This is a genomic window from Parabacteroides sp. AF17-3, from assembly GCF_003635445.1.
GTDB lineage: Bacteria > Bacteroidota > Bacteroidia > Bacteroidales > Tannerellaceae > Parabacteroides > Parabacteroides goldsteinii.
In genome coordinates this window covers 69,457-91,763 of record NZ_QTMM01000011.1, presented here as the reverse complement: position 1 = coordinate 91,763, position 22,307 = coordinate 69,457, and the positions used below count along the sequence as shown (strand labels likewise).

Sequence of the window (22,307 nt, the reverse complement as noted above, 5' to 3'; positions counted from 1 at the left end):
TTTCATTCGTTTCAATTTCACATGCAGACACACACGACAAGCCGCGCAACTCCCGCCGTGGGAGCTGCGTAACGATCGGTGCATCTGTTATAGGTTACAGATGCGATTGCTTAAAAAACAATCCCATCATGTTAAAGACCGTTTGTTCTTTGACATGATGGGATAAAATCGAAAAGGGTAATGGGGTATTGTCAGCAGAAAATGGCTTTCCATTCTCCGATATTGCGTTTTTCTTTGTCGAAGGAGGCACCGACTTTGACCAGTTGGCGACTGTCGACGGTGTAAGGAATCAGATAGCCTTTTTCGTCGATCTGCCGGAGAGCCTCGTCTACCGAACCGTCCAGTTTGAATTCGAATACATAGATATAATCGGTTGTCTTTACCACTGCATCCGCACGGCCGCGGGCACTACGTACTTCGGCATCTACATATTGTCCCAACAGTTTGAAGACAATGTAGAAGATTACCTGATAATGCCGTTCGGTCTTGCTGTTCAGTTCATAGGGAATACCTTCGAAGAAGGCGTGCAACCGTTCCATAAACGCATCGACGTCGCCGGCACGCAACTCATCCCAGAACTTCCCGATGTAAAACGGAGCGGTCGATTCCGACAAAGGAGTATAATATGGAGTGATGAAATTCAGCCATCCGTATTTTACTTCAGCATTTGGGAAGTTGAGTGTATAGAAATCCTTTGCAGGGTCATAGCCTTTGATCGTCAGATACCCGCTCTGGTAGATGATCGGCACCGGATTATGAAAATCGGCCCGGTAATCGATCAGTGCAGCTGCCGGAACTTCTATACCGTCGAGTTGACGCAGGTCGTAGTCGGTCTTTTTCAGCATATCTACCAGCATCGTCGGTGTTCCGGTAGCAAACCAGTAGCTGCTGAACCGTTTTTGAACCAATGCATTCAGTACGCTGAACGGGTTATAGATTCCATCCGAAAGGAATTCCGAGAAATGATATCCGTCGTAACGTTTCGTCATTTCGTTTACCGTTTGTTCGTACGTCAGTTTGTTCATGGCAGCAAGAGCGGCCAGTTCGGGTTGGAAATTGCGTTCGATCTCCGCCTTTGTCATACCGCAAATCGTTGCATAATCGGGAGCCATACTGATATCCATCAATTGGTTCAGGTTACTGAAAATCCCTAACTGCGAAAACTTGGTTACTCCGGTGATGAATACAAAACGCAGGTAACGGTCGGCATCTTTCAGGACGGTGTAAAAACCTGTCAGCATTTCGCGGTAAACGTCGTGCAGATCGTCGTTAAACAAGGTGCGCAGCAGGGGCTTATCGTATTCGTCGATCAGGACGACTACTTTCTCTCCTGTTTTCTCGCAGGCTTGTTGGATGATTTGCATGAAACGTGCGGAATACCCAACTTCTTTATCCGTTTCACCATACTTCTTTTCCCATTGAATAAAATGAGCATCAAGCACTTGCTCCAGGCTTCGTTTATTTTCATAGAATTGAGCATTCAGACTCAAATGAAGTACCGGGTAAACTTTCCAATCCTTTTCGAGTTGTTCGATAGCCAGTCCCTTGAACAGGTCTTTCCGTCCGAGGAAATAGGCTTCGAGTGTTGAAAGGAGCAGGCTTTTACCGAAACGGCGCGGGCGGCTTAGGAAATAAGGTTTACCGGTAGTTACCATCCGGTAAACCAAATCTGTTTTATCCACATACAAAAAACCATCTTCTATTAAAGAGGTAAAATCCTGTATCCCTACCGGGAGTTTTCTGATCGGCATTGTTTCCATGTTTCCGTTGTTTTAAGCACGAACACAAAGATAAGATTATTACTTTTCTCTTGAAAGGAAAATAATAATGAATATAGTAATACCTATTTGTTTCAATTTTATTCCATCATGTCAAAGAACGCTTTTTATTGGCGCCACGTCCGCCCACGAAGCGGAACCGAGCCGGGAAACTGTCCCGGGGTGGCTGGTTGCACAAACGCACACGGAAAGCCGCGCAACCCCCGGCAAGGGGGCTGCGTAACGATCGGTGCATCTGTAACCAAATAGCAGATGCGATTGGGAATAAGAATATTATAAGGAATTAAGTCAGCTTAGTAACTTCATCGCGGAGTTCGGATTTGATCAGATTCCAATCGATGGTTTCAAACATAAAAGGTTCCGGATCATTTTCGGCATCATCAAAATAAATCAGACTTTTCAGGATCATAAATACGGAGCCGTCTGCATATTTGGCTGTGTACAGATCCAGCATTTCCTGTAAAGAAAATTGTCTGAGAAGAAAATGAATGTCTATAAAATCTTTCCGAGTTCCGCGTCCGGCTATTGCTGCTAATTTCATAGCAGCAATGTCTTCAATAGACGCCAAACGTAAATCATCTGCTTTATTTGCTTGATGTAACCAAGGATAAGAATAATTTATGATGTCGACTTTTATTCCGTTAATCATAAATACGTGGATATTTCTCATATTTCTGATGATAGTCAAGCTACCAATAGAATTGAGTATATCCAATATCTCATCTGGTTCAGTTTCAAATGTTCCGAATAAATCGAGGTCTATGGATTTACGATGCCCAATCTGGAGAGCCAGAGAGGTTCCTCCTGCCAGTCGTAAATTTTTAAATTCGGGGATAGCCAGTAAATCTATTAAAAGTTCCAGTGTGACTGGTTCGATTGTTTGGTATTGTAACATCTGAATTCTTCTTTAGGGGTATTTGATATCGCAGAGATAAAGGCAAGGGTTTTTGTATCGAGTTGGCGGAACTGTTTGGCCTGTTTCGCTATTTCGGTGACAGATAACCTGCTACGGAGAAGTTGCCAGTCCGAAAATAAACCGTATTCCAAAACACGTTCTACAATATAAGAACGGTGTTTTGTCCAATCCAGTTTACTCTGATCAGTATCCCAAAATAAATGGGGGGAAAACTTCTCAATGAAGTTGCTTACCATATCATCTGATTGTTCCATAAAGAAGTGATTTGTTGTTACTATTTTTCACTCGCAAATATAACAAATATATTCTTTTCTCCAATCCCATCATGTCAAAGAACGCTTTTGTTAAGCTGCTGACTTAACATCATTATTAATTATTCTACCAATTGTAGAATAAGAGTTCACTTTCTTATTATTTGGTAACACAACGTATTCGGTAGTTATATCTATATGCATCTGTGTCTATTGAGGCAGGCCGAGTACGGAAGTTTACTATGTATGCGGTAGAAGCATCATTATTTGTTGTTGTCCAATAAACTTCTGTTTTAATGAATATTCCTTTATTTATATAAGTATCGTATAGAGCAGTATTATTATTCCTGCATCTACGATTATAGCCCACTGATCTTTGTTAGGAACAAACCAGTTTGCACCTGTTTTATTTGTGCAATATGTTGTATTTATAGAACTAGTTCAGGGAACCATTGTCACATCTTCCGGTGAAATATAATATCCTTGATAGTTCCATACCGCTTTACCTTCATAATCACGGCTTACTGTGACCGTGTAAGTAGCTGTCTCGCTGGTTGCCGATTTGTTTGTGACAGTGATGGTAGTACTTCCTTTTTTTTGCTGTAACTGTTATTGTATTACCATTTTGTGAAGCAGATACGATATTAGAATTAGCTATTGAATAAGTAAAATCTCCAGCACTTGTAACATCGAATGTTGTTGATGTAGAGTTTTCATTTATAACGTTCCCTAATGTTTTACTGGTAGAAGATAACGTTGCCACAAAATTAGTTGGTGTTACCGTTATCTCCTTGTCGCCTCCTCCCGTCATCTTGTTTGTCAACAGGATAGTGGCCGGTTTCATGACCTTACTTACATTATTGGATTGGGTAATCACGATATTACCGTTACCATTCAGGCTGTTGGTCGTAAAAGTGAACCACTGATCGCCACCTCCCCAACTTTTCACTGACGCAGTTACTCCGGCCGGAAATTGTACCGATATATTATGGCTTCCACTATTGGCGGCTGTAACCGACAGATTGCTGGCCGTTATAGCAGCAGAAGGCAGACTCAGGTTGATTGTCGTTTCACGGCGGTTGTCCGTTTTGTTGGCAAATACGACACTACCGCTGGTGGAACTACCATTCCAAGTTAACGTGTAGGTGTTATCCGTGTTTGTATTGTTTCCTCCCGATACGGTTACTCCTGTGGAACTTTTAATATAATTACCTCCCAGCGAAGACGCTTTGAGACTTATTTTAGAACCCGATACCCGGTAAAGCGTGGCAGTGCTGCTGCTGAAGCTGTTTTGTGTAGGGCTATTGCCTCCCGCGCTAACGATTGTCGGTGCTTTGTAAAGCGGAACATTGACTGTAAAAGTCGTTTTTTTGCTGTTATCGGATTTATTCACGACTTCAAACGAACCACCGGTAGTTGCGTTGCTTGCCAATGTTACAGTATAGGTATAACTGTTACTGGTGCTTCCCGTTGAATTGAAAGTAACACCTGTCGCGTTCTTTATTTCAGTACCGCCGTAAGCCGTAGCAGTGAAATTTATTTTAGAACCGGCCACTTGGTAAAGAGTAACAGTGTTTCCGCTCAATGTATTTTGTGACGGACTGGCACCGGACGGACTGCTTATTGTCGGAGCTGCCAGGGTGGGTGTCACCGTAAAGGTTTTATTCGTTCCACCTGTTATATTGTTCCTCATGGTCACAGTGACCGGTTTGATAGTCAGATTTGTAAGATTCGATTTTACGCGTTGCTGAAGATTGGTAGATCCTTTAGCAATGGTTGTCGCAGGCAGTTCCAGCCATTCGCTGCCGCCACCCAAATCGGTTATGCTGGCCGTAAAACCTTCGGGCGAATTGACGGCGGTTGTCGTACTGCCGCCAGGCGCTACGCTTAGTGTTGCATTGTTGGCAGTCATGGTGGTTACCGGGGCATTTATGGTTATCGTCTTTGTTTTCGAAGGATCGGAATTGTTACCCAGCACGAAACTGCCACTGGTGGCGCCGCTGTTGAGCGTCACGGTGTACGAGCCGGTCGTATTGTTATTGCCGCCGCTTGTAACGGTTACGTTTGTCTGGCTGACCACTTTATTTCCTCCGAAAGAGGTTGCGGTGATATTCACTTTGGAACCCGTTACCTGATACAGCTTCATCGTCGTGGCGTTGGCCGTGTAGGTGTTTTGCGTAGGCGAACTGCTCACGAAAGCGGTGGTCGGGGCGGTAAGAGTGGGGGTGACGGTGAATGTCTTGTTTTCACCACCGCGGATATTGTTAACCAGTGTCACAGTGGCTGTTTTGATGCCGATATTGCCGATGGTCGATTTTACTTTGGTTGTAATGCTGGCATTCCCTTTGGTAAAATCAGAAGTTGCGAGGTCGAACCAGGCACTTCCGTCGCCCCAGCTTGTCACGCTGGCCTTGAATCCTTCGGGTGAATAGGCGGTACTGTTCTGGCTGTTATCCGGACTCATCGGCAGAGAAGCTATATTGGTCGCTGTGATAGCCGTCGACAATGCCTGTACGGTGACGGTGTGTATCTTGTCGGGATCTGACTTGTTGACGATCTTGAACGATCCTTCTGTTGCGTCTTTTGCCATCACGATGGTATAGGTATTTTCCGTATTATAGGTGTTTCCTCCGGTAATGGTGACGCCTTTGGCATCGCTCACGGAACTTCCGCCTATGGCTGTTGCCAAGAGCGTGATTTTGGAATTGTCTACCTTATACATTTTCAGCGTGGATGCCGTAGCTGTGGCGGTCAGACCATTCTGTTTCGGATCGGCTTCGCCTACGGTCTGTAGCGTAGGAACGCTGTAGATCGGGGTGACTGTCACTTTGAGGTCGCCTCCGTTCAGAATTTTGTTCTTCAAAGTAACGGTGGCCGGACGTATCTGCGCGGTGGTAGCTGTCGAAATGGCTTTCAGCGTTATGACCTTGTCTTTTCCCGCTTCAAAGTCGGTGGTTGCGATGTCAAACCACGGGCTGCCTCCGGTCTGGTCGGCGGGTTGCCAGGTAATAGCACTTTTATCGATGCTGAAACCTTCGTACGAAGATGCCTTAAACGAGGTTGTCTGGTCTTTGGCTGCTGTCAGGGAGGCCGAAACGGCACCTGTCAGGTCTGAACGCAGCACGGTGACGGCATAATCCGTCATTTTCGTCTTGTCGGTATAGTTTTTCGTATGCAGGGTGACGGTCGCTTCGTTCTTGCCTTCTCCCAAAGCCGGTTTCAGCAGGTAGGTGGCTTCGTTTGCCGTATTTTCGGCCGGAGTGACGGTTGCCCCGTCGCCTTCGATCGCCAGCGCACTTCCGCCCAGTGAACTGACGGCTATCTGCATTTGTGACTTGGTGGCATTGTCACCGGGCAGTTGATAGAGGGTGACGGTTTTCTTGTCGGCCGCCAGCTTATCCTGTAGGGGGACGGATGCTTTGGCCCCTTTGACGGCTGTGGCCGGTTGCATGGTGGGAGTAATCGTGAAGGAGTAATCTTTTCCTCCGATCGTGTTTTTCAGGGTGACAGTTGCTTTTTGTGCACCGGTCAGCTTGCTTTCAATGGGACTGAATTTGATTTCCTGCACTTGGTTGACGACAGTATTATTACTCATCAGTGAAACATTACCGGCAGTTTCCGGAATGATGGACGGAATGGTAGCCTGTGTTGTTGCGGGAGCTGACTCGGTGGTTGCCGCACCGTCGTAGCTAAGCCATTCGGGACTGCCGTCGGGGTAGCTAATCTTTACGGTAACGCCGTCCATCGAACTGGCTTTTACCGTAGCCGAGTTGTCTTTTTTTATCGTGATCTGTACGTCATCGGGTGTCGTTCCGTCGTCGCTTCCGGGTATAACCGTATTGTCTGTCCCGACCGTTTCGTAAGAAGGGGTGACGGGGCGTCGAGCAAGCTGACGGTTATATTGGTCTTCAGTGAGATTCTTTGTGTTATGGAAAATGATTGTACCCTGGTTACCGGGAGTTACGATGTCCCTGTTCGTTAAAACCAGGTCGTAGATTGCTTCCGGCTTGTTTTGTGAAAACAGGGTGACGTTCAGCCAGTCGGGTTTGCTTTCCAGTTCGATGTCGTCGGGGCAGGTCAGTTTCACTTGGGTACGGCTGCCGGTGATACGGTAGACGCTGGCTTCGAGCAGTTCGGGGTCGAAGCTGTTAGGGTTGGCGGAGGTGCCGTTAGGTGCCTTCGGGGGCTGTGTTGTCTCAATGGGCTTGGGCACGGCCAGCGCGTCTATGTAGATGATATTTTCCGAACCGTCGGTCAGGCTCCGGAAACGGAGCGTGGTGCGCGGATAGCGGCCCAGCAGGTAACCGGCTTTGAGCGAGACGGTGTAGGTGTAATTAACGGAGCCGTTTGCTCCGGGAGTGGTAGCCGGCTCGGATACCTCCATCCAGTCGAACAGTTTTCCGGCTGTTCCGCCTGCATAGATTTTAGAGAGGCTGATAGCTGAGTTGGAGACGGTGGAGAGCGTGAGGTAGCTTCCGTCTACCAGCGACATATTGACGGTTTTCGTCTCTTCGTCGTATTGGGAATCGCCTTTGTAGGCTTCCGGAATGGTCACGGTAATCTCACCCGGTTTGTTGTCGGGTGTGTAGTCGATATTGCCGTCGTCGGCCCAGTCGGCGACCCGTATATCGGCTTCGAGGCGGTAGAGGTCGGCTTTGGTGATGGCGATGGTGTAGCGGTGGTTGTTCGCTATGTCGAACCAGGTGGCGTTGCCGTCGGCTCCCTGCTGCGTGAAGGGTAGCTGGTAGGAGACGTCTTTCATTTCGGTTTCGTTTACTTTGTATTTGCCGTTGAGGATAATAAAGCCTTTATCGTCTTTCGGGCTGGGGTAGCTGTAGAAGGCGCCTGTGCAAAGTCCTTTGTTGGCATCTTTGCCGGATAGGGCATGTACCGGGTAGGTAATCTGTTGGTTGGGCTGTGCCTTGGGCAGGTCGCCGTAAACGCGGATCGGGAAGTAGCTTGAACCGCGGCGTCCGTTGCCCTGCGAAACACTCTCGATGGTAAAGCGTGACTCCTCCGCCTTGTTGTCGATGTCGAAGCGGGCGGCGAGGCGTGTCAGCTTGAATCCGATCTGAACACGTGCCGAGTTGTCGAAGCCGGTCAGGTCGACGGGAGTGGTGTAAGCCCCGCTCATGGCAAGTGGTGCTACCAGCGTATCGGCCTTGATGCCTGCCGTAAGCAAGCGAGTGTGCCAGGTCGTGAAAGTACTTTCCTGGGGGATTCCTTCAGCGGCAAATTGGGGTGTGCCGTCTTCGCCGGTTGCGAAAGTGATCGGGGTGAAGTCAGTTGCTTTGATTATTTTGCCGTTACCCGGATCGGTCAGGGTGGTATCGTTGGCAATGCAGTAGAGTTTCACGAAGAGGCCTTTCTTCAGTTTCATCAGGCCGGTTGTTTCCTTGCCGTCGGCACCGGTCGTATTCAGTTGCAATTCGGTAGCGCCTGCGGGTAACTTGTCAGCAGCGTCGGCACGGTAGGCGAAACGCTCCTGGAACGTATAGTCGCCGTTCTCGGTTTTTGCTCCGAAGACGTAGACGTCGAGTGTAGAGATGGTGTTCTCGGCAGCGGTAGCGATTGTTTTCGCTTTGGTTGCCTGCGGGGAGCCGTCTGCTTTCGTAGGGGCTTTGGGGATCACCAGCTGGTTTCTAAATGTCATCACGACTTCGCGTACCTCTCCGGTATCGCTACCTGTGTCGGTGCCACCGTTGTCGGGACGGTCGTCTTTGGCACAACTACTCAGCAGCATGGTGCTGCAAAGTAATAGGGTACTTAGCTTGTAAAATGTATTCATGTCTTTATTATTAGTTATTGTTTATCCGATGGAACCGCCTTCGGCCCAGTCGGAGGCAGTTGTTTGTGTGACGATGATCTCGTTGTCGTATACAGTGATCAGCAGGTCGAATTCTTGCTCCATGTTCCGGTTCATATCCATTGGGAGCTTGGAGAAAAAGAGGCTGAGGTCGAGGTCGCGGATGATCTGCTCGCCGTCGCGCCAGAGGCTCCACAACTCGTGGGTGCCAGAGGTGTAACGGTAGGTTACGAATTCGCCGATGACTTCGTTGTCGTAGTTCATGGCGGCGCGTGTCTCGTGATAGGTAACGGTCTTGTCGCTCCGGGGGATGGCATAGGTGCCGGTGCCCGAAGGGATCGTTTGCTCTGTTCCGCCGGTGAAGCCGTAGTGGGCGGGGATACCTTTCAGGCGCATCCGCCAGAGGCCAGAGGCCTTCGGCCGAAGGTTTTTCAGCAGTACGCCATTGCACCGTCACATTCATTGCTGCGTGGGCATGCGACAGATAGACACGCCGGTGTTCCGTGATCCCGTCTTTCAGGGTGAAAGTGGCAGTGCCGTAATAAAGCCGCGACGTGTTGTTGCGGTATCCGGGCGGAACTCCCGTGATAGCGGCGCTAAGTGTCATTTCGTTCATATTATAATTATTATCAGTTAATATAGTCGCTGTTTCTTTTCCATTCTCTCCCAGATTGCCCCAGAGGACAAGGGTGTAGGTGCCGTCTTTCAGTTGGGCATTCCAGCCGGTGCTGCTGTCACCGCGCAGGGTGATAGCAGCAAGTTGGTTGCCGTCGCTGTCGAACAGGAATTGCCTGATATTGTCTACATATACCGGCAACGAGTTCTCGGCACTGCTTTCGGCATACCAGTATTCCATACGGACATTATAGGGGCAAACGGACGGTTCGTCACCGAAAGAGCAAGCACTCAGCGCGGTTGCCAGCACGACGTACAGCATATAGAGTATCCGTTGTTTGTCCATTGCATCTATCTGTTTATGATCGTATCTATCCGGTTATGTCTGTCATTCCTGTTTTATCATTCTTTCGGCCAGTTGCAGGTTGGTCCTAGCCTTGCGAGGTTCGATGCCGACGGCTTTACGGAACCAGACGGTAGCGCCTTCAGGGTTGCCCTCCATCAGTGTCAGCACCCCCAGGTTGTTCCAGGCACGCGGATCGGCTTCTGCTTTGCGCAAGTAATTCCAGGCCGAGATCAGGTCGCCTGTCAGCATTACGGCGGAGGCGGCGTTGACGTTGGCTACCACGTCGTTGGGGAAATGGTAGGCGGCTACTTCGTACACTTCGCGGTACTGGTCGCTCCCGGGGCGATACTGGCGTGCCACGGCATATATCTCGTCGAGGCTGAGCAGGTCGGGATGGGTGTAGATCAGTTCGGAGGCTTCCGCACTGTTCACTTCCCTTACGTCGTATTGCACGACCACTTCGATGCGTCGCAGTTTCGGGAAGAAGCGTCGCAGCATATCTTTATAGGGTGCGCCTCCCTGCAAGTCCATCAATTGTTTTTCACGTCCGTTGAATATACCGTAGCGGCGGATGATTCCGAGGGCATCGTCGGCATAGGGTGGGCGGTATTGTTGCAACAGGTCGGTAAGGCCTTCCCAGTCTTCGGCTTCTGACGATACTTCGATGCTGTTGCGGGAGATGTTGTATGCATTGCGCAGGTAACGGGCAAAAAGCTGCGAACGTGCTTGTGCCAACCGTTCATTATCGCCGTAAGGCCCGTCGGGCGAGGAGTATCCCCTGACGCGCAATCGGACAAGTGTAGAGAATCGGTTGTCGGTGAGCGGTCCCAGTATCTGCTCCACTTTATTGATCTCTTCCCGGTTATTCTTGTAATCGAGATATATGTCGTCTTTTCCCAGCGGGTAGTCGAAATAGAGGACGGCGCCTTCCGTGCGGTGCTTATTGCCGGAATTGCCTTCGGAAGGCAGAAACGAAACCATGGCTGCGTAACGGTCTACTTCGGCTATGTTGAGTACGACCGGTGCTGCGGGCTTGCCGACGACGGGTATAGTATTATATGTATAGGCGGTAGTATTTCCGACCGGTGTTCTTTGAATAGGTTCCCCCTGAACCGGCCGGGATTGAGGTTTGGCTTGGAATTCGTATTCCCGGACAGCCGGGGGAACCGTAGATATCAATAGACTTCGTTTCAGCGTATCGAGTGCCAGCTGCTCCTTTTCGCAACATTCTTTGTATTCCTGCCGGAGCAGGAGCGAAGAGTGTTGCATCCAAGAGGCATATGGCACTACTATCTGGTAATTGATTGGAGCGTTCAGTTTTTTTCTTCCTGCTATTATCCGCCGGAAAGGCTGTGGATCTTTTTTGACGGGCGAGAGAAATACTTCCCTCCGGTCCTGGCGGGCACGGCGTTTGCCGCTGATGATAACGGCCGGCAGGGAAAGGCTCTGTTTCTTTCTCTCTGAGATGACAGGGGTAAAGAAAAAGGCCGTTCCGCTGCCTACGGATATTCCGTTCGGATATATCGTCAGGTTCACATGCAGGCTGTCGTTCTTCACGTATAGCTTACTGGGAACAATGCGTATGTCCTGCGCCGTAACCTTTCCATTTGAATGGAAACTAATCAGAACCACTAACAGTATTAATATTAATTATGTGATAATAAGATGTACTTCATATATCAATTGTTTCAATAATGAATCATTTCAGAAAGTAAATGACGGAAAATCCGATCCATGTCGGTCCGATATAGCTCCTTGTGAAGGATCCGACCTTTTCGCCACAGTCGGCACACCGGTACTTGTCGTATTTCATATAGGCGTATCCGCCTCCTATCATCGCTTCCAGGCCCCAGCGGTCGCCTATCGCCCAGTGATACCCGTAGGTGAGGCCGCCTCCGTAGAGGTCGCCCCGCAATACATACTCTTTCAGACCGGATATAAAAGGGATTTGCCCGATATTGAAATGTCCGTAGTGTCCGTGTACTCCTACGAAATGTCCTTCAAATTTGCGGCAGAACCAGTAGCGTGCTTCAGGTTGGATAAGGTATAGATTCAGTTTCATGTCGTTGGAAAACTTCCATGCGTTGTAGGCACCCCATACTTCTACCGTGAACTGTCTGGCTATACCTACTTCCACACCAGCATTCGGCGTAGTAGTTCCCCAGAACAATACGTTCGTCTTTAATGCCGTTTGTTGCCCACGGAGGTTAACAGATAGGCAAATAAATAGAAGAAGTAGGAGGTGGCGCTCTCTGATCTTACCCTTATACATATTAATACATTTAGTGTTTTGTATCTATTCCGTCTCTTACTAAGAGACAGAATGTGGAATACAGGGTAATTGAGTTGGTCTGATTTTTAAAGGAAGATGAATATGACAAATATCTCTGTAAAGAGAAATGTAAAACAAATTGTCAAACAAATTTTCCGTAGTTGTAAGAAATAGGCGGATAAATACTCAGAAATGAGATTTGTGCTGAAGTACATTGAAAATATTATTTTTCAACAGGATTACTAATGAATATGTGCTGAAAGTAGAAGCATTTGCAAAACAGTCTGAATTGGATTGCATTGTCAAACAATTGTTAAACATCTGATAAACAGGATATAAAAGGCGGAAATATTAATAAATAATTGACATAATAGACCAGTAGGAAGGGGTATTTGCTAGATAGCTCTTTCCTTAAAATATGTATCAATATTCAGAAAAGGCCTGAATATTAAACTTTTTATATTTTATTTTTATCTCAAAATATTTGTTTTATCAAATAAATGTTATTACGTTTGCAACGTTTTAACAGACAATAAAGTGCCTTTTCTGTCTCTTAGTAAGAGACGGAATTTATGGTTCTAAGACTTCCCTTGTTTTTCTTTCCCGAAATTACATATTTATTGATTTGATCGAGTTGGGGATTATCAAATGTCGCTATGTAAATGCGGGTTGTTTTTACAGAAGTGTGTCCCATGCTTTCCGAAATCATCTCTTCGGATACACCTTTGCTTTTTGCTGTAGTAGCCCAGGTATGGCGGGGCACATAGGTCGATAGTTCAGTATCTACCAGATTGCCTATATTTTTCAACCGCAGGTTTTGTAGCCGGAGTGCACTTTCATAATCCTTATATGAAGGATCAGGCGTTCGTAGTACGGGAAATAGAAAAGGGGAATTGGAGTGATAGTGGTCGATCAGTTCCTGTATTTCCGGGAGTATCCTGATCTGTAGTTCTTGTCCTGTCTTACGTCGTTTATAAACCAGGTAGTTCCCTTTTATATTGTCGCATGTGAGATGGGCAATATCGACGAAAGCCATGCCGCTGGTATAATAGGCGAACATCAGCAGGTCGCGGGAGAAGATCAGGCCCGGTTTTTTCAATGTCGCATCGCTTAAATTCTTTATCTTTCTGATCACTTTTTCTTCTATGGCCCGCTTGGGTGTTTTTTCAATCCGGGTATTTACGTTTTTGAAGAAGTGTGTGCACTCTTTTATCAATCCGCTGGCCGCTGCTTTGTTCATGATTGCCCGGAAATTGCGCATATAAAACGAAATGGTGTTATCCATCAGCTTTTTGGCCATTAAATATTCTTCATATAGCCGGATCAGCTTTTCGTTGATTTCGTCTATCCGGATGTTCTTTCCGAAAAACGAGAGGAAACTGTTCCCCAGGCTTTGGTAATGGCGGGAAGTGGCCTCTTTTCCCTGCGCCAGGAGAATGTCCGCCAGTTTTTGTATATAGGCGGACAGGTACATGCTTGCGGACCTTTCTTCATACAGTTTCACGATGTCATCGACGGAAAAGTCTTTGTTTACCGGCTGTTCTTCGATTATTTGCCGGATCATGCGACAGGTTTCGCAGGCTGTTTCCGATACTTGCAACAGGTATTCGGTTCGTTGCCTGTCTGTTCCGGGTGGTATCTGTACTATTTCCGTGAGCGGGTCCCACTCTTCTTCGTATACCTTTATATCCAACGGTATACGTTTCATTTTTCGCCGGCAGATCAGCTGGATGTATAGCGGGGTTTGTTTGCCCGTAACCTTCGATTTCCGGCGTTTCACTTTTACTGATACGTTATTCGTAACTCGATCTGTTTATTGATGTTGGTAAACAACAAATATAAGCAGGATTGAGTTTAAACGGGGGAGCCTGCCATCGGTGTTTTTATTTTCGATCGTATCATAAATATCAGAGGAATAATTATCCCGACAAAATTCTTTTTATATCTTTGAGCGGAATGAGCGGTTTGTTTGCGACACATCCGCCGATTGGAAAGCGTATTCAGATTCTGGAACAATTTTAATGGAAACAGATGGATATATTATTGATCATACTAGGAGCGATTTGTCTATTGGTGGGGTTTGCCGGTTGTTTTTTGCTGGTCCTTCCCGGTCCGCCGTTGTCGTATCTGGGGTTGATACTGCTTCATTTTACAGATAGGGTACAGTTTACTGTAACCCAACTGGTGATATGGGGTGTGTTGGTTATTGTCGTACAGTTGCTGGATTATCTGACACCGGTGTTGGGTACTAAATACGGTGGAGGCAGTAAATGGGGAAATTGGGGATGTGTCATCGGAACCGTAGCCGGAATATTCCTGTTCCCGCCCTGGGGAATTTTATTCGGTCCGTTTGCCGGAGCGGTGATCGGCGAATTGCTGGGTGGAAAGAAATCAATGGAAGCTTTTAAAGCCGGGATAGGAGCTTTTGTCGGATTCTTGCTAAGTGTTGTCGTAAAGATGGCTCTTTGCGGGTATTTTGTTTATTGTTTTATCAGTGCTTTGATATAAAAAGAGGACGTTGCCACAGTGATACTTTTGCAACGCCCTCGTTAATTCTTTCTTTGTTTTCTTTTATTCAGCAGGAGTGCCGCCCGAAGAGATCACTTTACTGCGTTCGATAGATTGCAATGCCAGATAATTGTCTCCGAACTTTTCCAGATTCTCGATTTCTGTTTCGAATTGGTCCAGATGACCTTCTTCTTCTACCACCAAACCTTCGAATACTTTCTTTGTGGCTGAGTCTGCGTGTTGTGCACATTCGTTGGCCCATGCGTTGTAGTCGTCTACGCTACCGGTTTCCATTTCTGCGGCTTTTTCAAGCATAGCTTTAACATCGTGGATCTTTTCTACCGGACCGGAACATTTCATTTCCACTTCACCTTTCAGGAACAGGATACGTTCGGCGAGGCGTTCTACATGCATCATTTCTGTTATAGCCGTACGTTTGAAAAGGCTGGACAGAAGGTCGTATCCCATATCGTCCAAACGGAAATGGAAATACATGTACTGGTTAACAGCTGTCATTTCATCGGCTACTGCTTTATTTAGCAGTTCAATACTTTTTTCTCTTTTAATCATAATCGTTGAGTTTTAAATCTTGTTTTATAAGACATCTTTATTCTAATGCTGTAAAGTTAACAGTTTCCATGATACAATGGGGTCGGCTTGTGATAATATTTTTTATCTTTGTCATAGATTCTATCAATTAAAACGAAATCTTATGACAAAAATACAGGAATATCTGGCTGCTCTGCCGGAAGATAAGAAAGCATTGTTTATCCCCGTGTTCGGAAGTGTAGATAAATTTTACACGGTGGTATATCTGATAATTCGCAATGAGCATGTGACGGACCAGGAAAAGCCGGAACGCTACGAAGACCGTTTGCAGGTGATTCGGCAAGTGAAAAATAAAGTGGAAGAACTGGTTTCTTCTTATGGTTTGGACGGAAAAGAGATTGTGGCGGATATCGCCAGTGATTATTTTGAAGATTTTGTCAATTATAAAGAACCGGAACTGGATATAACGAATGAGGAATTTATTGCGATTATCCGGAATTTATAACAAACGGGAATAGTTCGTTTGTCGATACTTATACTTACACGATAATTCTAAACTTGAAATATATGAGAAACCTAAATCTATGTGCCTTATTCCTGTTATTGGGAATGAATTGTTTGAATGCACAGATTACTGTGGTGAAGGACAGCAAGCCTGTTTCCCGTATCCTGGTGGAAAAGGGAGAAGCGGTGGATAATCAGGCGGCTCTTTTATTACAGGATTTTGTGAAACGGATAAGCGGTGCCTCCCTGCCCGTAGTGAATGATAAATCGCCCCGGAAAGGAGATATCGTCATAGGTGGGAACGATGTATCCGGACTGACCGAAGACGGTTTTCGTCTGAAGACAGAGAATGGCATTGTTTTTATCAGCAGTGGTGGTGATAAAGGGAATATCTATGGTGTAGTAACTCTGTTGGAAGATTATCTGGGAGTTGCTTATTATGGAGCAAACGCCTATACGTTAACAGAACGTTCTACTGTCGTTATTCCGGAATTGGACAGGGCGGAGAATCCGGCTTTCCGTTACCGCCAAAGTCAGTGTTACGCTTTGCGTGAAGACCCGGTTTATAAATTATGGTTCCGCTTCGAAGAGCCTTCGGAAGTATTTGCCGGCGGCATGTGGGTACATACATTCGACCGTATCATGCCCTCCGATATATACGGAAAGTCTCATCCGGAATATTATTCCTTTATCAATGGTGAACGCCGTCCCGGAAAAGCCAGCCAATGGTGTCTGACTAATCCGGAAGTATTTGAACTGGCCTCGCAGAAGATTGATTCCATATTTAAGGCGAACCCAGGGAAGAATATGATTTCCGTCAGCCAAAACGACGGTAATTTTACTAACTGCGGTTGTCCGGACTGTAAAGCATTGGATGAACAGGAGGGAGGCCCTTCCGGCAGTCTGATTCATTTTCTGAATAAGTTGGCTGCTCGCTTCCCGGACAAAGAGTTTTCCACGCTGGCTTATCTGTATACGATGCATCCGCCTAAGCATGTGAAGCCATTGCCGAATGTGAATATCATGCTGTGCGATATCGATTGCGACCGTGAAGTTCCTTTGACCGACAATGCTTCCGGACAGGATTTCATGAAAGCTATGAAAGGCTGGTCTGCTATCAGTAATAATATATTCGTGTGGGATTACGGGATCAATTTTGATAATTATGTATCCCCATTTCCCAATTTTCCGATCCTGCAAAAGAATATCCAATTGTTTAAAGAACATCATGCAACCATGCATTTCTCCCAGATAGGTGGTTCCAAAGGAGGTGATTTCCCGGAGATGCGTGCTTATATGGTTAGTAAGTTGATGTGGAATCCTTACCAGAATGCCGATTCGCTGATGCGTGCTTTCATGGATGGCTATTATGGGGCTGCCTCTCCTTATATTTATCAGTATGAGAAGCTGTTGGAGGGTGGTTTGCTTGCCAGCAAACAGCGTCTTTGGATATACGATTCACCGGTTACGCATAAAGACGGTATGCTGAATGCGAATTGCCGCAAGCGCTATAATGAGTTGTTCGATCAGGCGGAACAGGCAGTAGCCGGTGATCCCATCCTGTTGAAACGTGTACGGCTATCCCGTTTGCCGTTACAATATGCCGGACTTGAAATAGCACGCGCCGAAGGAAATCACGATTTGGAAGAAGTCAAAGCCAACCTGGCTTTATTTGAAGAACGTACGCGCGAATTTAATATACCGACCCTGAACGAACGAAGTAATCCTCCGGCTGAATATTGCAAATTATATACCGAACGTTATCTGCCTGGTAAAGCAAAGAACTTGGCAAAAGGTGCGAAAGTGATCTGGCTTCAAGAACCGTCCGGTAAATATAAAACGTTGGGAGAAACCGCCCTGACTGATGAACTGTTCGGTGGAACTACTTTTGTGGAAAGTTGGATCGGATGGGAGGGCATTGACGGTTCGTTTGTCCTCGATCTGGGTAAAGAGATGCCGGTCAGCTCGATAGAAAGCGATTTCCTTCACCAGTTGGGTGCCTGGATATTGCTTCCGAAGAAAGTGACCTATTCCACATCGTCGGATAATAAAACCTATCAACCGTTTGGTGAAAAGAGTTTGACGGAAGACCGTTCCGTACAGGTGAAGTTTGTGGGAGTCAAGTGTGAAGCCCCTTCTCCCGTGACAACCCGTTATATAAAGGTCGAGATTGAAGGAATCAAGACCTGTCCTTCCTGGCATTATGGGGTAGGTTATCCGGCTTGGTTTTTCTTGGATGAAGTAACTGTTCAATAGGAAAAGACGGTCGGAATTGTGTGAAATAACTTTTTTTGTATGTGGTTTGTATAAGTATATGCTGAATAACAACTACTTTTGCAGTTCGCCCGGAAATGAAAGCCGGAAGAAGATAAAAGAGTAGTTGTTTTTCAGGAATATACGGTATATCGATGAGTTATTTTATAAAGTTGAGGAATTGGTTCACTTCCCAGGAACATTTGTTGTTCTTGTTTGCGTTGTTGTTTATCGTTCCTAATTGTGTGTTGTTCTTTACGGAGCCCTTACCTGTCACAGTGGGAATCGCATCTTTGATATTGCCTTATGCCTTTTGGGTCGGTCTGCTTTTGTTGGCACGCAAACCGGGTATTGTCGTCTGGTGCCTGCTACCGAAAGTTATATTGGATGGGGGACAGCTTGTGTTGCTTTATCTTTTTGGCGAATCGGTGATTGCGGTAGATATGTTTCTGAACCTGACCAGTTCGACCGCATCTGAAGCCAGCGAATTACTTGGAAATATATTTCTTGTCATTATAGGTGTCTTCTTCTTTTATACATTGCCAACTCTGCTGTTGGCTGTCTGGTCTGTCCGGATGAAAAAGAAGCTGACAAACTCTTTCCGAAAAAAATGGGCGGTAAGAAGTCTGGGTGTGTTTATACTGGGGATCATTCTTTGCATGTTGGCTCCGATACAAGGCCATATGGTTTCGCTGAAAAATGATTTTTATCCGGGAAATGCGCTTTACAACCTTTATTTTGCAATCAATAAAGCGGAAAAAAACAGTAATTATCATATTACCTCATCCGATTTTACCTTCCATGCGACAAAGAGCGTGCAGACGGAAGGAAAACGTGAAATTTATGTGTTGGTGGTGGGAGAGACGTCTCGTGCGATGGAATGGAGTTTGTATGGCTATGAACGTAAAACGACTCCCCGGATGGAGAAACTGGATGGGTTGGTTCATTTTACCGATGTGGTTACTCAATCCAATAATACTCATAAGAGTGTGCCTATCATTTTGTCTGCCGCCAGTGCTGAAGATTATGGGGTGATTTATGATGAGAAAAGTATTGTGACTGCCTTTAAGGAAGCCGGTTTTCATACGGTTGTAATTGCGAACCAGAATCTGAGCACGTCGATGATCGGTTCGTTTTACCGGGAAGCGGATACATTTATAGATATGAGCCAGTTTAAACCGAAGTCTGCTTATCTGACTTCTTTGCATGACGGTGAATTGCTCCCTTATTTGCAGAAAGAAGTGGATAAGACGGATGGTAATTTGTTTTTTGTGATTCATACTTATGGTTCGCATTTTAACTATCATGAACGTTATCCGAAAGATTTTGCATTTTATACCCCGGATAAAGCGGAAGGAATCCGTGCCTCTTATAAGAAGCAACTGCGTAATTCTTATGATAATTCGATACATTATACCGATTATGTGCTAGGTGAGATTGCGGATATGATGAAAAAAACGAACGCTTGCGTGTCGATGCTTTATCTGAGCGATCACGGGGAAGATATTTTTGACGATGCCCGTGCCCGTTATTTGCATGCGTCTCCAATTCCGACCTATTATCAGTTACATATACCTTATATTATTTGGTTCTCGGATGCTTACCGGGCTACTTATCCGGAGAAATACCAGACGACAATGGCTCATCAGGCTCTACCGGTCAGCACGAATAGTGTGTTCCATACCGTATTGGACCTGGCAGGAATACATACGGCAGTTTCCGATTCTACCCTGGCTGTTTCCAATCCGGCTTTTACGGTGCGCGACCGCATGTACCTCGGAGATCATGACGAACCGGTTCCTTTCTGGAAAGTCGGATTGAAGAATGCCGACTTCGAGATGTTGGACAAATGGGGAATTGTTTACGACAAAGATTGATATTTTGATAGAAACTTCTACCTTTGTTTTATGGCAGAACAAAGTGGACACATCACTCTTAAGGTTATTTTAGGTTATCTGTTGTTGGTTGCAATAGCAGTATGTTCTGTCGTATATATTTATCAAATCATCGAACAGGTTGCCGGTGAGGAAGAACCGGACAGTAAAGCCCGTCAGAAAGTTTATCTCGTAACCAATACATTGTCTTTGCTTTATGAAAGCGAGGCGTTGGGGCAATTGGTCGGTATGCCGCAGAATAATGTGAATCATTTTAACCGGACGCTGAATAAGGCTCACAGCAATATGGACTCCCTGCGTGTCCTGATAACCGACTCCGTTCAGTTGCTAAAGATCGATACGATCGATATGCTTTTGAGGCAGAAACGACTGAATACCCGCCGTCTGCTTGAAACCTGGAAAGAAACGAATACGGAGCATCTTTATACGATTAATATCGAAAAGGTGATTGCCGAACAAGATACGTTTATCGAACAGAAGGAAATAAAAGAACATGTTGTAGTCAAGCAGGATACGATTCTTTCTCAAAAGAAACCCCGCGGCTTTTTCCGTCGTTTGGCAGATGCTTTCTCACCCAGCCGTGAAGACACGAGCATCATTGTCAATACGACCCGCCAGATAGTGACAGACACTTTGGTGAATGTATTCAATCCGGCGGATACCATCGCCAGTGTGTTGAAAAACTTGCAGGACAGTGTTGCAGGGCAGCGTAAATTGCTGGCTGACCAGTTGTTGGAACGTGCTGCCAATCTGCGTTATAATAATAGTATAGTTACCCGTAAGATTAACCAGATTTTGCGTGATATCGAGGAGGAGGAAGTGAATGCTTCGCTGGAACGTATGCAGAACAAACAGAAGATTCTGCGTGAGACTTCCTTGCTGATTGCCGGCATTGCTATTGTTTCTGTTGTTATCGTGATTATTTTTATCTTCATGATCACCCGTGATATTTCGAAAAGTAAATATTACAGAATGCAGTTGGAAAAGGCGAAACAATATGCCGAAGACCTGTTGCATAGCCGTGAGAAGATGATGCTGACAATCAGTCATGACATCAGGGCTCCGCTTTCGTCGATCATCGGGTATATAGACCTTTTGCTGCGGAGGCATCCGGATGAAAGGCAACAATATTACCTGGATAATATGTCTGGTTCGGCCAGCCATATCTTGTCTTTGGTCAATGACTTGTTGGATTTTCACCGTCTTGAATCCGGAAAAATGGAGATACAGCGGGTGGCTTTCAGTGTATCGGCTCTATTCAATGAGATATTTACCAGTTTCAGACCGATAGCCGAATCGAAAGATCTGACTTTTGTCTTGAATCTGAAAGAAGAAGGAACGGAAAAGTTATATATCGGTGATCCGATTCGTATTCGTCAGATAGTGGGGAATTTATTGTCGAATGCCCTTAAATTTACCCGTGAAGGACGGGTTGTCATGGTGGTGTCTATCAATGCTCTGGCAGACAACAGTGCACTGCTGAATGTGTTGGTGAGCGATTCCGGTCCGGGTATTCCGCCGGAAGAACAGGAACGTATATTCGGTGAATTTACCCGTCTTTCCGCAACTGAAAAGGCGGAAGGGTTTGGACTGGGCTTATCCATAACCCGGAAGATGACGGTTTTGATGGGAGGAAACCTCTCTTTAAAGAGTGTCGTGGGGCAAGGTTGTGATTTCACAATAGAGCTGCCGCTTACAGTAGCCGATGTGCAGGTGCTTCCCGCGGCGGAAGAGGAAGCCGTGTCTGAACCGGAGTTACCATCTTTTGTTGGTCGCGATGTATACTGTCTCTTGGTCGATGACGATCCGCTGCAACTCGCTCTTACGGAAGAATATTTGCGACAGAACCATGTGGAGGTGAGTAGCTGCACTGATCCCTTCTCTGTTGTTGCTTTGTTGCAGAAGACCTCTTTCGATGCTGTCATTACGGATATACAGATGCCGGGAATGGATGGTTATCAATTACTGGAAAGCATACGTAATTCCGGTATTCCGGGAACAGAGAATCTTCCGGTTATAGCCCTTTCTGCTAGCGTGGAGAACGAGCATGACCATTATCTGGAATCCGGCTTCACAGGATTTTTGAATAAGCCTTTTACGGCCCGGCAGTTGATTACTCTGTTAAATAAACTTTTATCAACAGAACTGCTTGTTACCTCTGATTTCAACTTTGATTCGTTGACAGCCTTTGCCGGTGAGGACAAGGAAGCCTCCGTATCCATCCTGAAAACATTTGTGGAAGAGACAACCAAAAGCAATGCCTTACTCGAAGGTACATTGCAGGATGACGACCGGGAACAATCTGCAAAGATATCTCATAAAATGGTGCCGTTGTTTACCATGCTCGGCGCTACCTCATTGGTGGAGAAACTGAGAGTTATCGAAAAGAATGCCACCACTTTACCTGTGGAGGAATGGAAATCGCTGCTTTCGGAAGTAATCGCAGAAGTGAAAAAAATCATTGAACAGGCAATGACCGTTTCGAAGTAAACGGTTGTGGGATAATTCTGTGGAATATCTTTGTGGAATTTTTCCCCAGTTGGGTATCTGTTTTCCCCGTTTTTTGTCTTTATCTCTCCGTTGTCTAAAACATTTTATCTTTCTTTTCTGTTAA

The 22,307-nt window shown here is 46.0% G+C and carries 15 protein-coding genes and 1 pseudogene; 6 read left to right on the top strand and 10 right to left on the bottom strand.

Going from position 1 to position 22,307, the window contains the following annotated elements; all coding sequences use genetic code 11:
* Positions 1-191 precede the first annotated feature (191 nt).
* Complete coding sequence (locus DWW91_RS15460) at positions 192-1,760, bottom strand: ATP-binding protein (protein ID WP_122328260.1); 1,569 nt, start codon at positions 1,758-1,760, stop codon at positions 192-194.
* 108 nt (positions 1,761-1,868) lie between these two features.
* On the opposite strand from DWW91_RS15460, the gene DWW91_RS27680 reads away from it, so the two are divergent.
* The gene (locus DWW91_RS27680; protein WP_158599457.1) at positions 1,869-2,027 is read left to right on the top strand and encodes a hypothetical protein; all 159 of its coding nucleotides are present in this window, start codon (positions 1,869-1,871) and stop codon (positions 2,025-2,027) included.
* Between the two features lie 34 nt (positions 2,028-2,061).
* Here the strand turns inward: DWW91_RS27680 and DWW91_RS15455 are convergent, their stop codons facing one another.
* The 8 genes and pseudogenes from DWW91_RS15455 to DWW91_RS15425 form a co-directional block, all read right to left on the bottom strand.
* Positions 2,062-2,673 (bottom strand): nucleotidyl transferase AbiEii/AbiGii toxin family protein, encoded by a 612-nt coding sequence (locus tag DWW91_RS15455; RefSeq protein ID WP_122328259.1) that lies wholly within the window; start codon positions 2,671-2,673, stop codon positions 2,062-2,064.
* On the bottom strand, positions 2,628-2,948 hold the full coding sequence (locus DWW91_RS15450) for a hypothetical protein (protein ID WP_233584502.1): 321 nt from the start codon (positions 2,946-2,948) through the stop codon (positions 2,628-2,630). Before DWW91_RS15450 ends, DWW91_RS15455 begins: the two co-directional genes overlap by 46 nt.
* A 511-nt stretch (positions 2,949-3,459) precedes the next feature.
* Positions 3,460-8,733: a hypothetical protein gene (locus DWW91_RS15445; RefSeq protein WP_147426552.1), complete on the bottom strand. Its 5,274-nt coding sequence runs from the start codon at positions 8,731-8,733 to the stop codon at positions 3,460-3,462.
* Between the two features lie 21 nt (positions 8,734-8,754).
* The gene (locus tag DWW91_RS28105; RefSeq protein WP_233584507.1) at positions 8,755-9,147 is read right to left on the bottom strand and encodes a hypothetical protein; all 393 of its coding nucleotides are present in this window, start codon (positions 9,145-9,147) and stop codon (positions 8,755-8,757) included.
* An 85-nt stretch (positions 9,148-9,232) separates the two neighbouring features.
* Positions 9,233-9,607: pseudogene (locus tag DWW91_RS28100) on the bottom strand (FimB/Mfa2 family fimbrial subunit); the annotation flags it as partial.
* Positions 9,608-9,754: 147 nt separating this feature from the next.
* On the bottom strand, positions 9,755-11,344 hold the full coding sequence (locus DWW91_RS15435; protein WP_233584501.1) for a DUF3868 domain-containing protein: 1,590 nt from the start codon (positions 11,342-11,344) through the stop codon (positions 9,755-9,757).
* 67 nt (positions 11,345-11,411) lie between these two features.
* Positions 11,412-11,984: a DUF3575 domain-containing protein gene (locus tag DWW91_RS15430; protein WP_122328256.1), complete on the bottom strand. Its 573-nt coding sequence runs from the start codon at positions 11,982-11,984 to the stop codon at positions 11,412-11,414.
* Between the two features lie 553 nt (positions 11,985-12,537).
* Positions 12,538-13,764, bottom strand: coding sequence for a site-specific integrase (locus tag DWW91_RS15425; RefSeq protein WP_010803380.1), 1,227 nt, complete (start codon positions 13,762-13,764; stop codon positions 12,538-12,540).
* 251 nt (positions 13,765-14,015) lie between these two features.
* Here DWW91_RS15425 and DWW91_RS15420 point away from each other — a divergent pair, with 251 nt between their 5' ends.
* On the top strand, positions 14,016-14,492 hold the full coding sequence (locus DWW91_RS15420) for a DUF456 domain-containing protein (protein ID WP_046146927.1): 477 nt from the start codon (positions 14,016-14,018) through the stop codon (positions 14,490-14,492).
* A gap of 63 nt (positions 14,493-14,555) precedes the next feature.
* On the opposite strand, the gene DWW91_RS15415 is transcribed toward DWW91_RS15420, so the two are convergent.
* Positions 14,556-15,062 carry a bacterioferritin gene (locus DWW91_RS15415; RefSeq protein WP_007659302.1) on the bottom strand — a complete coding sequence of 169 codons (507 nt, stop codon included), beginning with the start codon at positions 15,060-15,062 and terminating at the stop codon, positions 14,556-14,558.
* 142 nt (positions 15,063-15,204) lie between these two features.
* Here DWW91_RS15415 and DWW91_RS15410 point away from each other — a divergent pair, with 142 nt between their 5' ends.
* The 4 genes from DWW91_RS15410 to DWW91_RS15395 all read left to right on the top strand — a co-directional run bounded on the left by DWW91_RS15410 (position 15,205) and on the right by DWW91_RS15395 (position 22,183).
* The gene (locus DWW91_RS15410; protein WP_007659304.1) at positions 15,205-15,546 is read left to right on the top strand and encodes a hypothetical protein; all 342 of its coding nucleotides are present in this window, start codon (positions 15,205-15,207) and stop codon (positions 15,544-15,546) included.
* Positions 15,547-15,608: 62 nt separating this feature from the next.
* Positions 15,609-17,801, top strand: a complete 2,193-nt coding sequence (locus DWW91_RS15405; RefSeq protein WP_122328255.1) for a DUF4838 domain-containing protein — start codon at positions 15,609-15,611, stop codon at positions 17,799-17,801.
* Positions 17,802-17,953: 152 nt separating this feature from the next.
* Positions 17,954-19,675, top strand: a complete 1,722-nt coding sequence (locus tag DWW91_RS15400; RefSeq protein ID WP_122328254.1) for a phosphoethanolamine transferase — start codon at positions 17,954-17,956, stop codon at positions 19,673-19,675.
* Between the two features lie 30 nt (positions 19,676-19,705).
* Positions 19,706-22,183, top strand: a complete 2,478-nt coding sequence (locus tag DWW91_RS15395; RefSeq protein ID WP_010803377.1) for an ATP-binding protein — start codon at positions 19,706-19,708, stop codon at positions 22,181-22,183.
* The last annotated feature ends 124 nt before the right edge of the window (positions 22,184-22,307 follow it).

Coding starts and splice junctions, on each gene's coding strand:
- DWW91_RS28105 (WP_233584507.1), bottom strand. CDS start 9,147: ATGCGCCTGAAAGGTATCCCCGCCCACTACGGCTTCACCGGCGGAACA.
- DWW91_RS15450 (WP_233584502.1), bottom strand. CDS start 2,948: ATGGAACAATCAGATGATATGGTAAGCAACTTCATTGAGAAGTTTTCC.
- DWW91_RS27680 (WP_158599457.1), top strand. CDS start 1,869: ATGTCAAAGAACGCTTTTTATTGGCGCCACGTCCGCCCACGAAGCGGA.
- DWW91_RS15405 (WP_122328255.1), top strand. CDS start 15,609: ATGAGAAACCTAAATCTATGTGCCTTATTCCTGTTATTGGGAATGAAT.
- DWW91_RS15430 (WP_122328256.1), bottom strand. CDS start 11,984: ATGTATAAGGGTAAGATCAGAGAGCGCCACCTCCTACTTCTTCTATTT.
- DWW91_RS15400 (WP_122328254.1), top strand. CDS start 17,954: ATGAGTTATTTTATAAAGTTGAGGAATTGGTTCACTTCCCAGGAACAT.
- DWW91_RS15460 (WP_122328260.1), bottom strand. CDS start 1,760: ATGGAAACAATGCCGATCAGAAAACTCCCGGTAGGGATACAGGATTTT.
- DWW91_RS15420 (WP_046146927.1), top strand. CDS start 14,016: ATGGATATATTATTGATCATACTAGGAGCGATTTGTCTATTGGTGGGG.
- DWW91_RS15455 (WP_122328259.1), bottom strand. CDS start 2,673: ATGTTACAATACCAAACAATCGAACCAGTCACACTGGAACTTTTAATA.
- DWW91_RS15395 (WP_010803377.1), top strand. CDS start 19,706: ATGGCAGAACAAAGTGGACACATCACTCTTAAGGTTATTTTAGGTTAT.
- DWW91_RS15415 (WP_007659302.1), bottom strand. CDS start 15,062: ATGATTAAAAGAGAAAAAAGTATTGAACTGCTAAATAAAGCAGTAGCC.
- DWW91_RS15410 (WP_007659304.1), top strand. CDS start 15,205: ATGACAAAAATACAGGAATATCTGGCTGCTCTGCCGGAAGATAAGAAA.
- DWW91_RS15445 (WP_147426552.1), bottom strand. CDS start 8,733: ATGAATACATTTTACAAGCTAAGTACCCTATTACTTTGCAGCACCATG.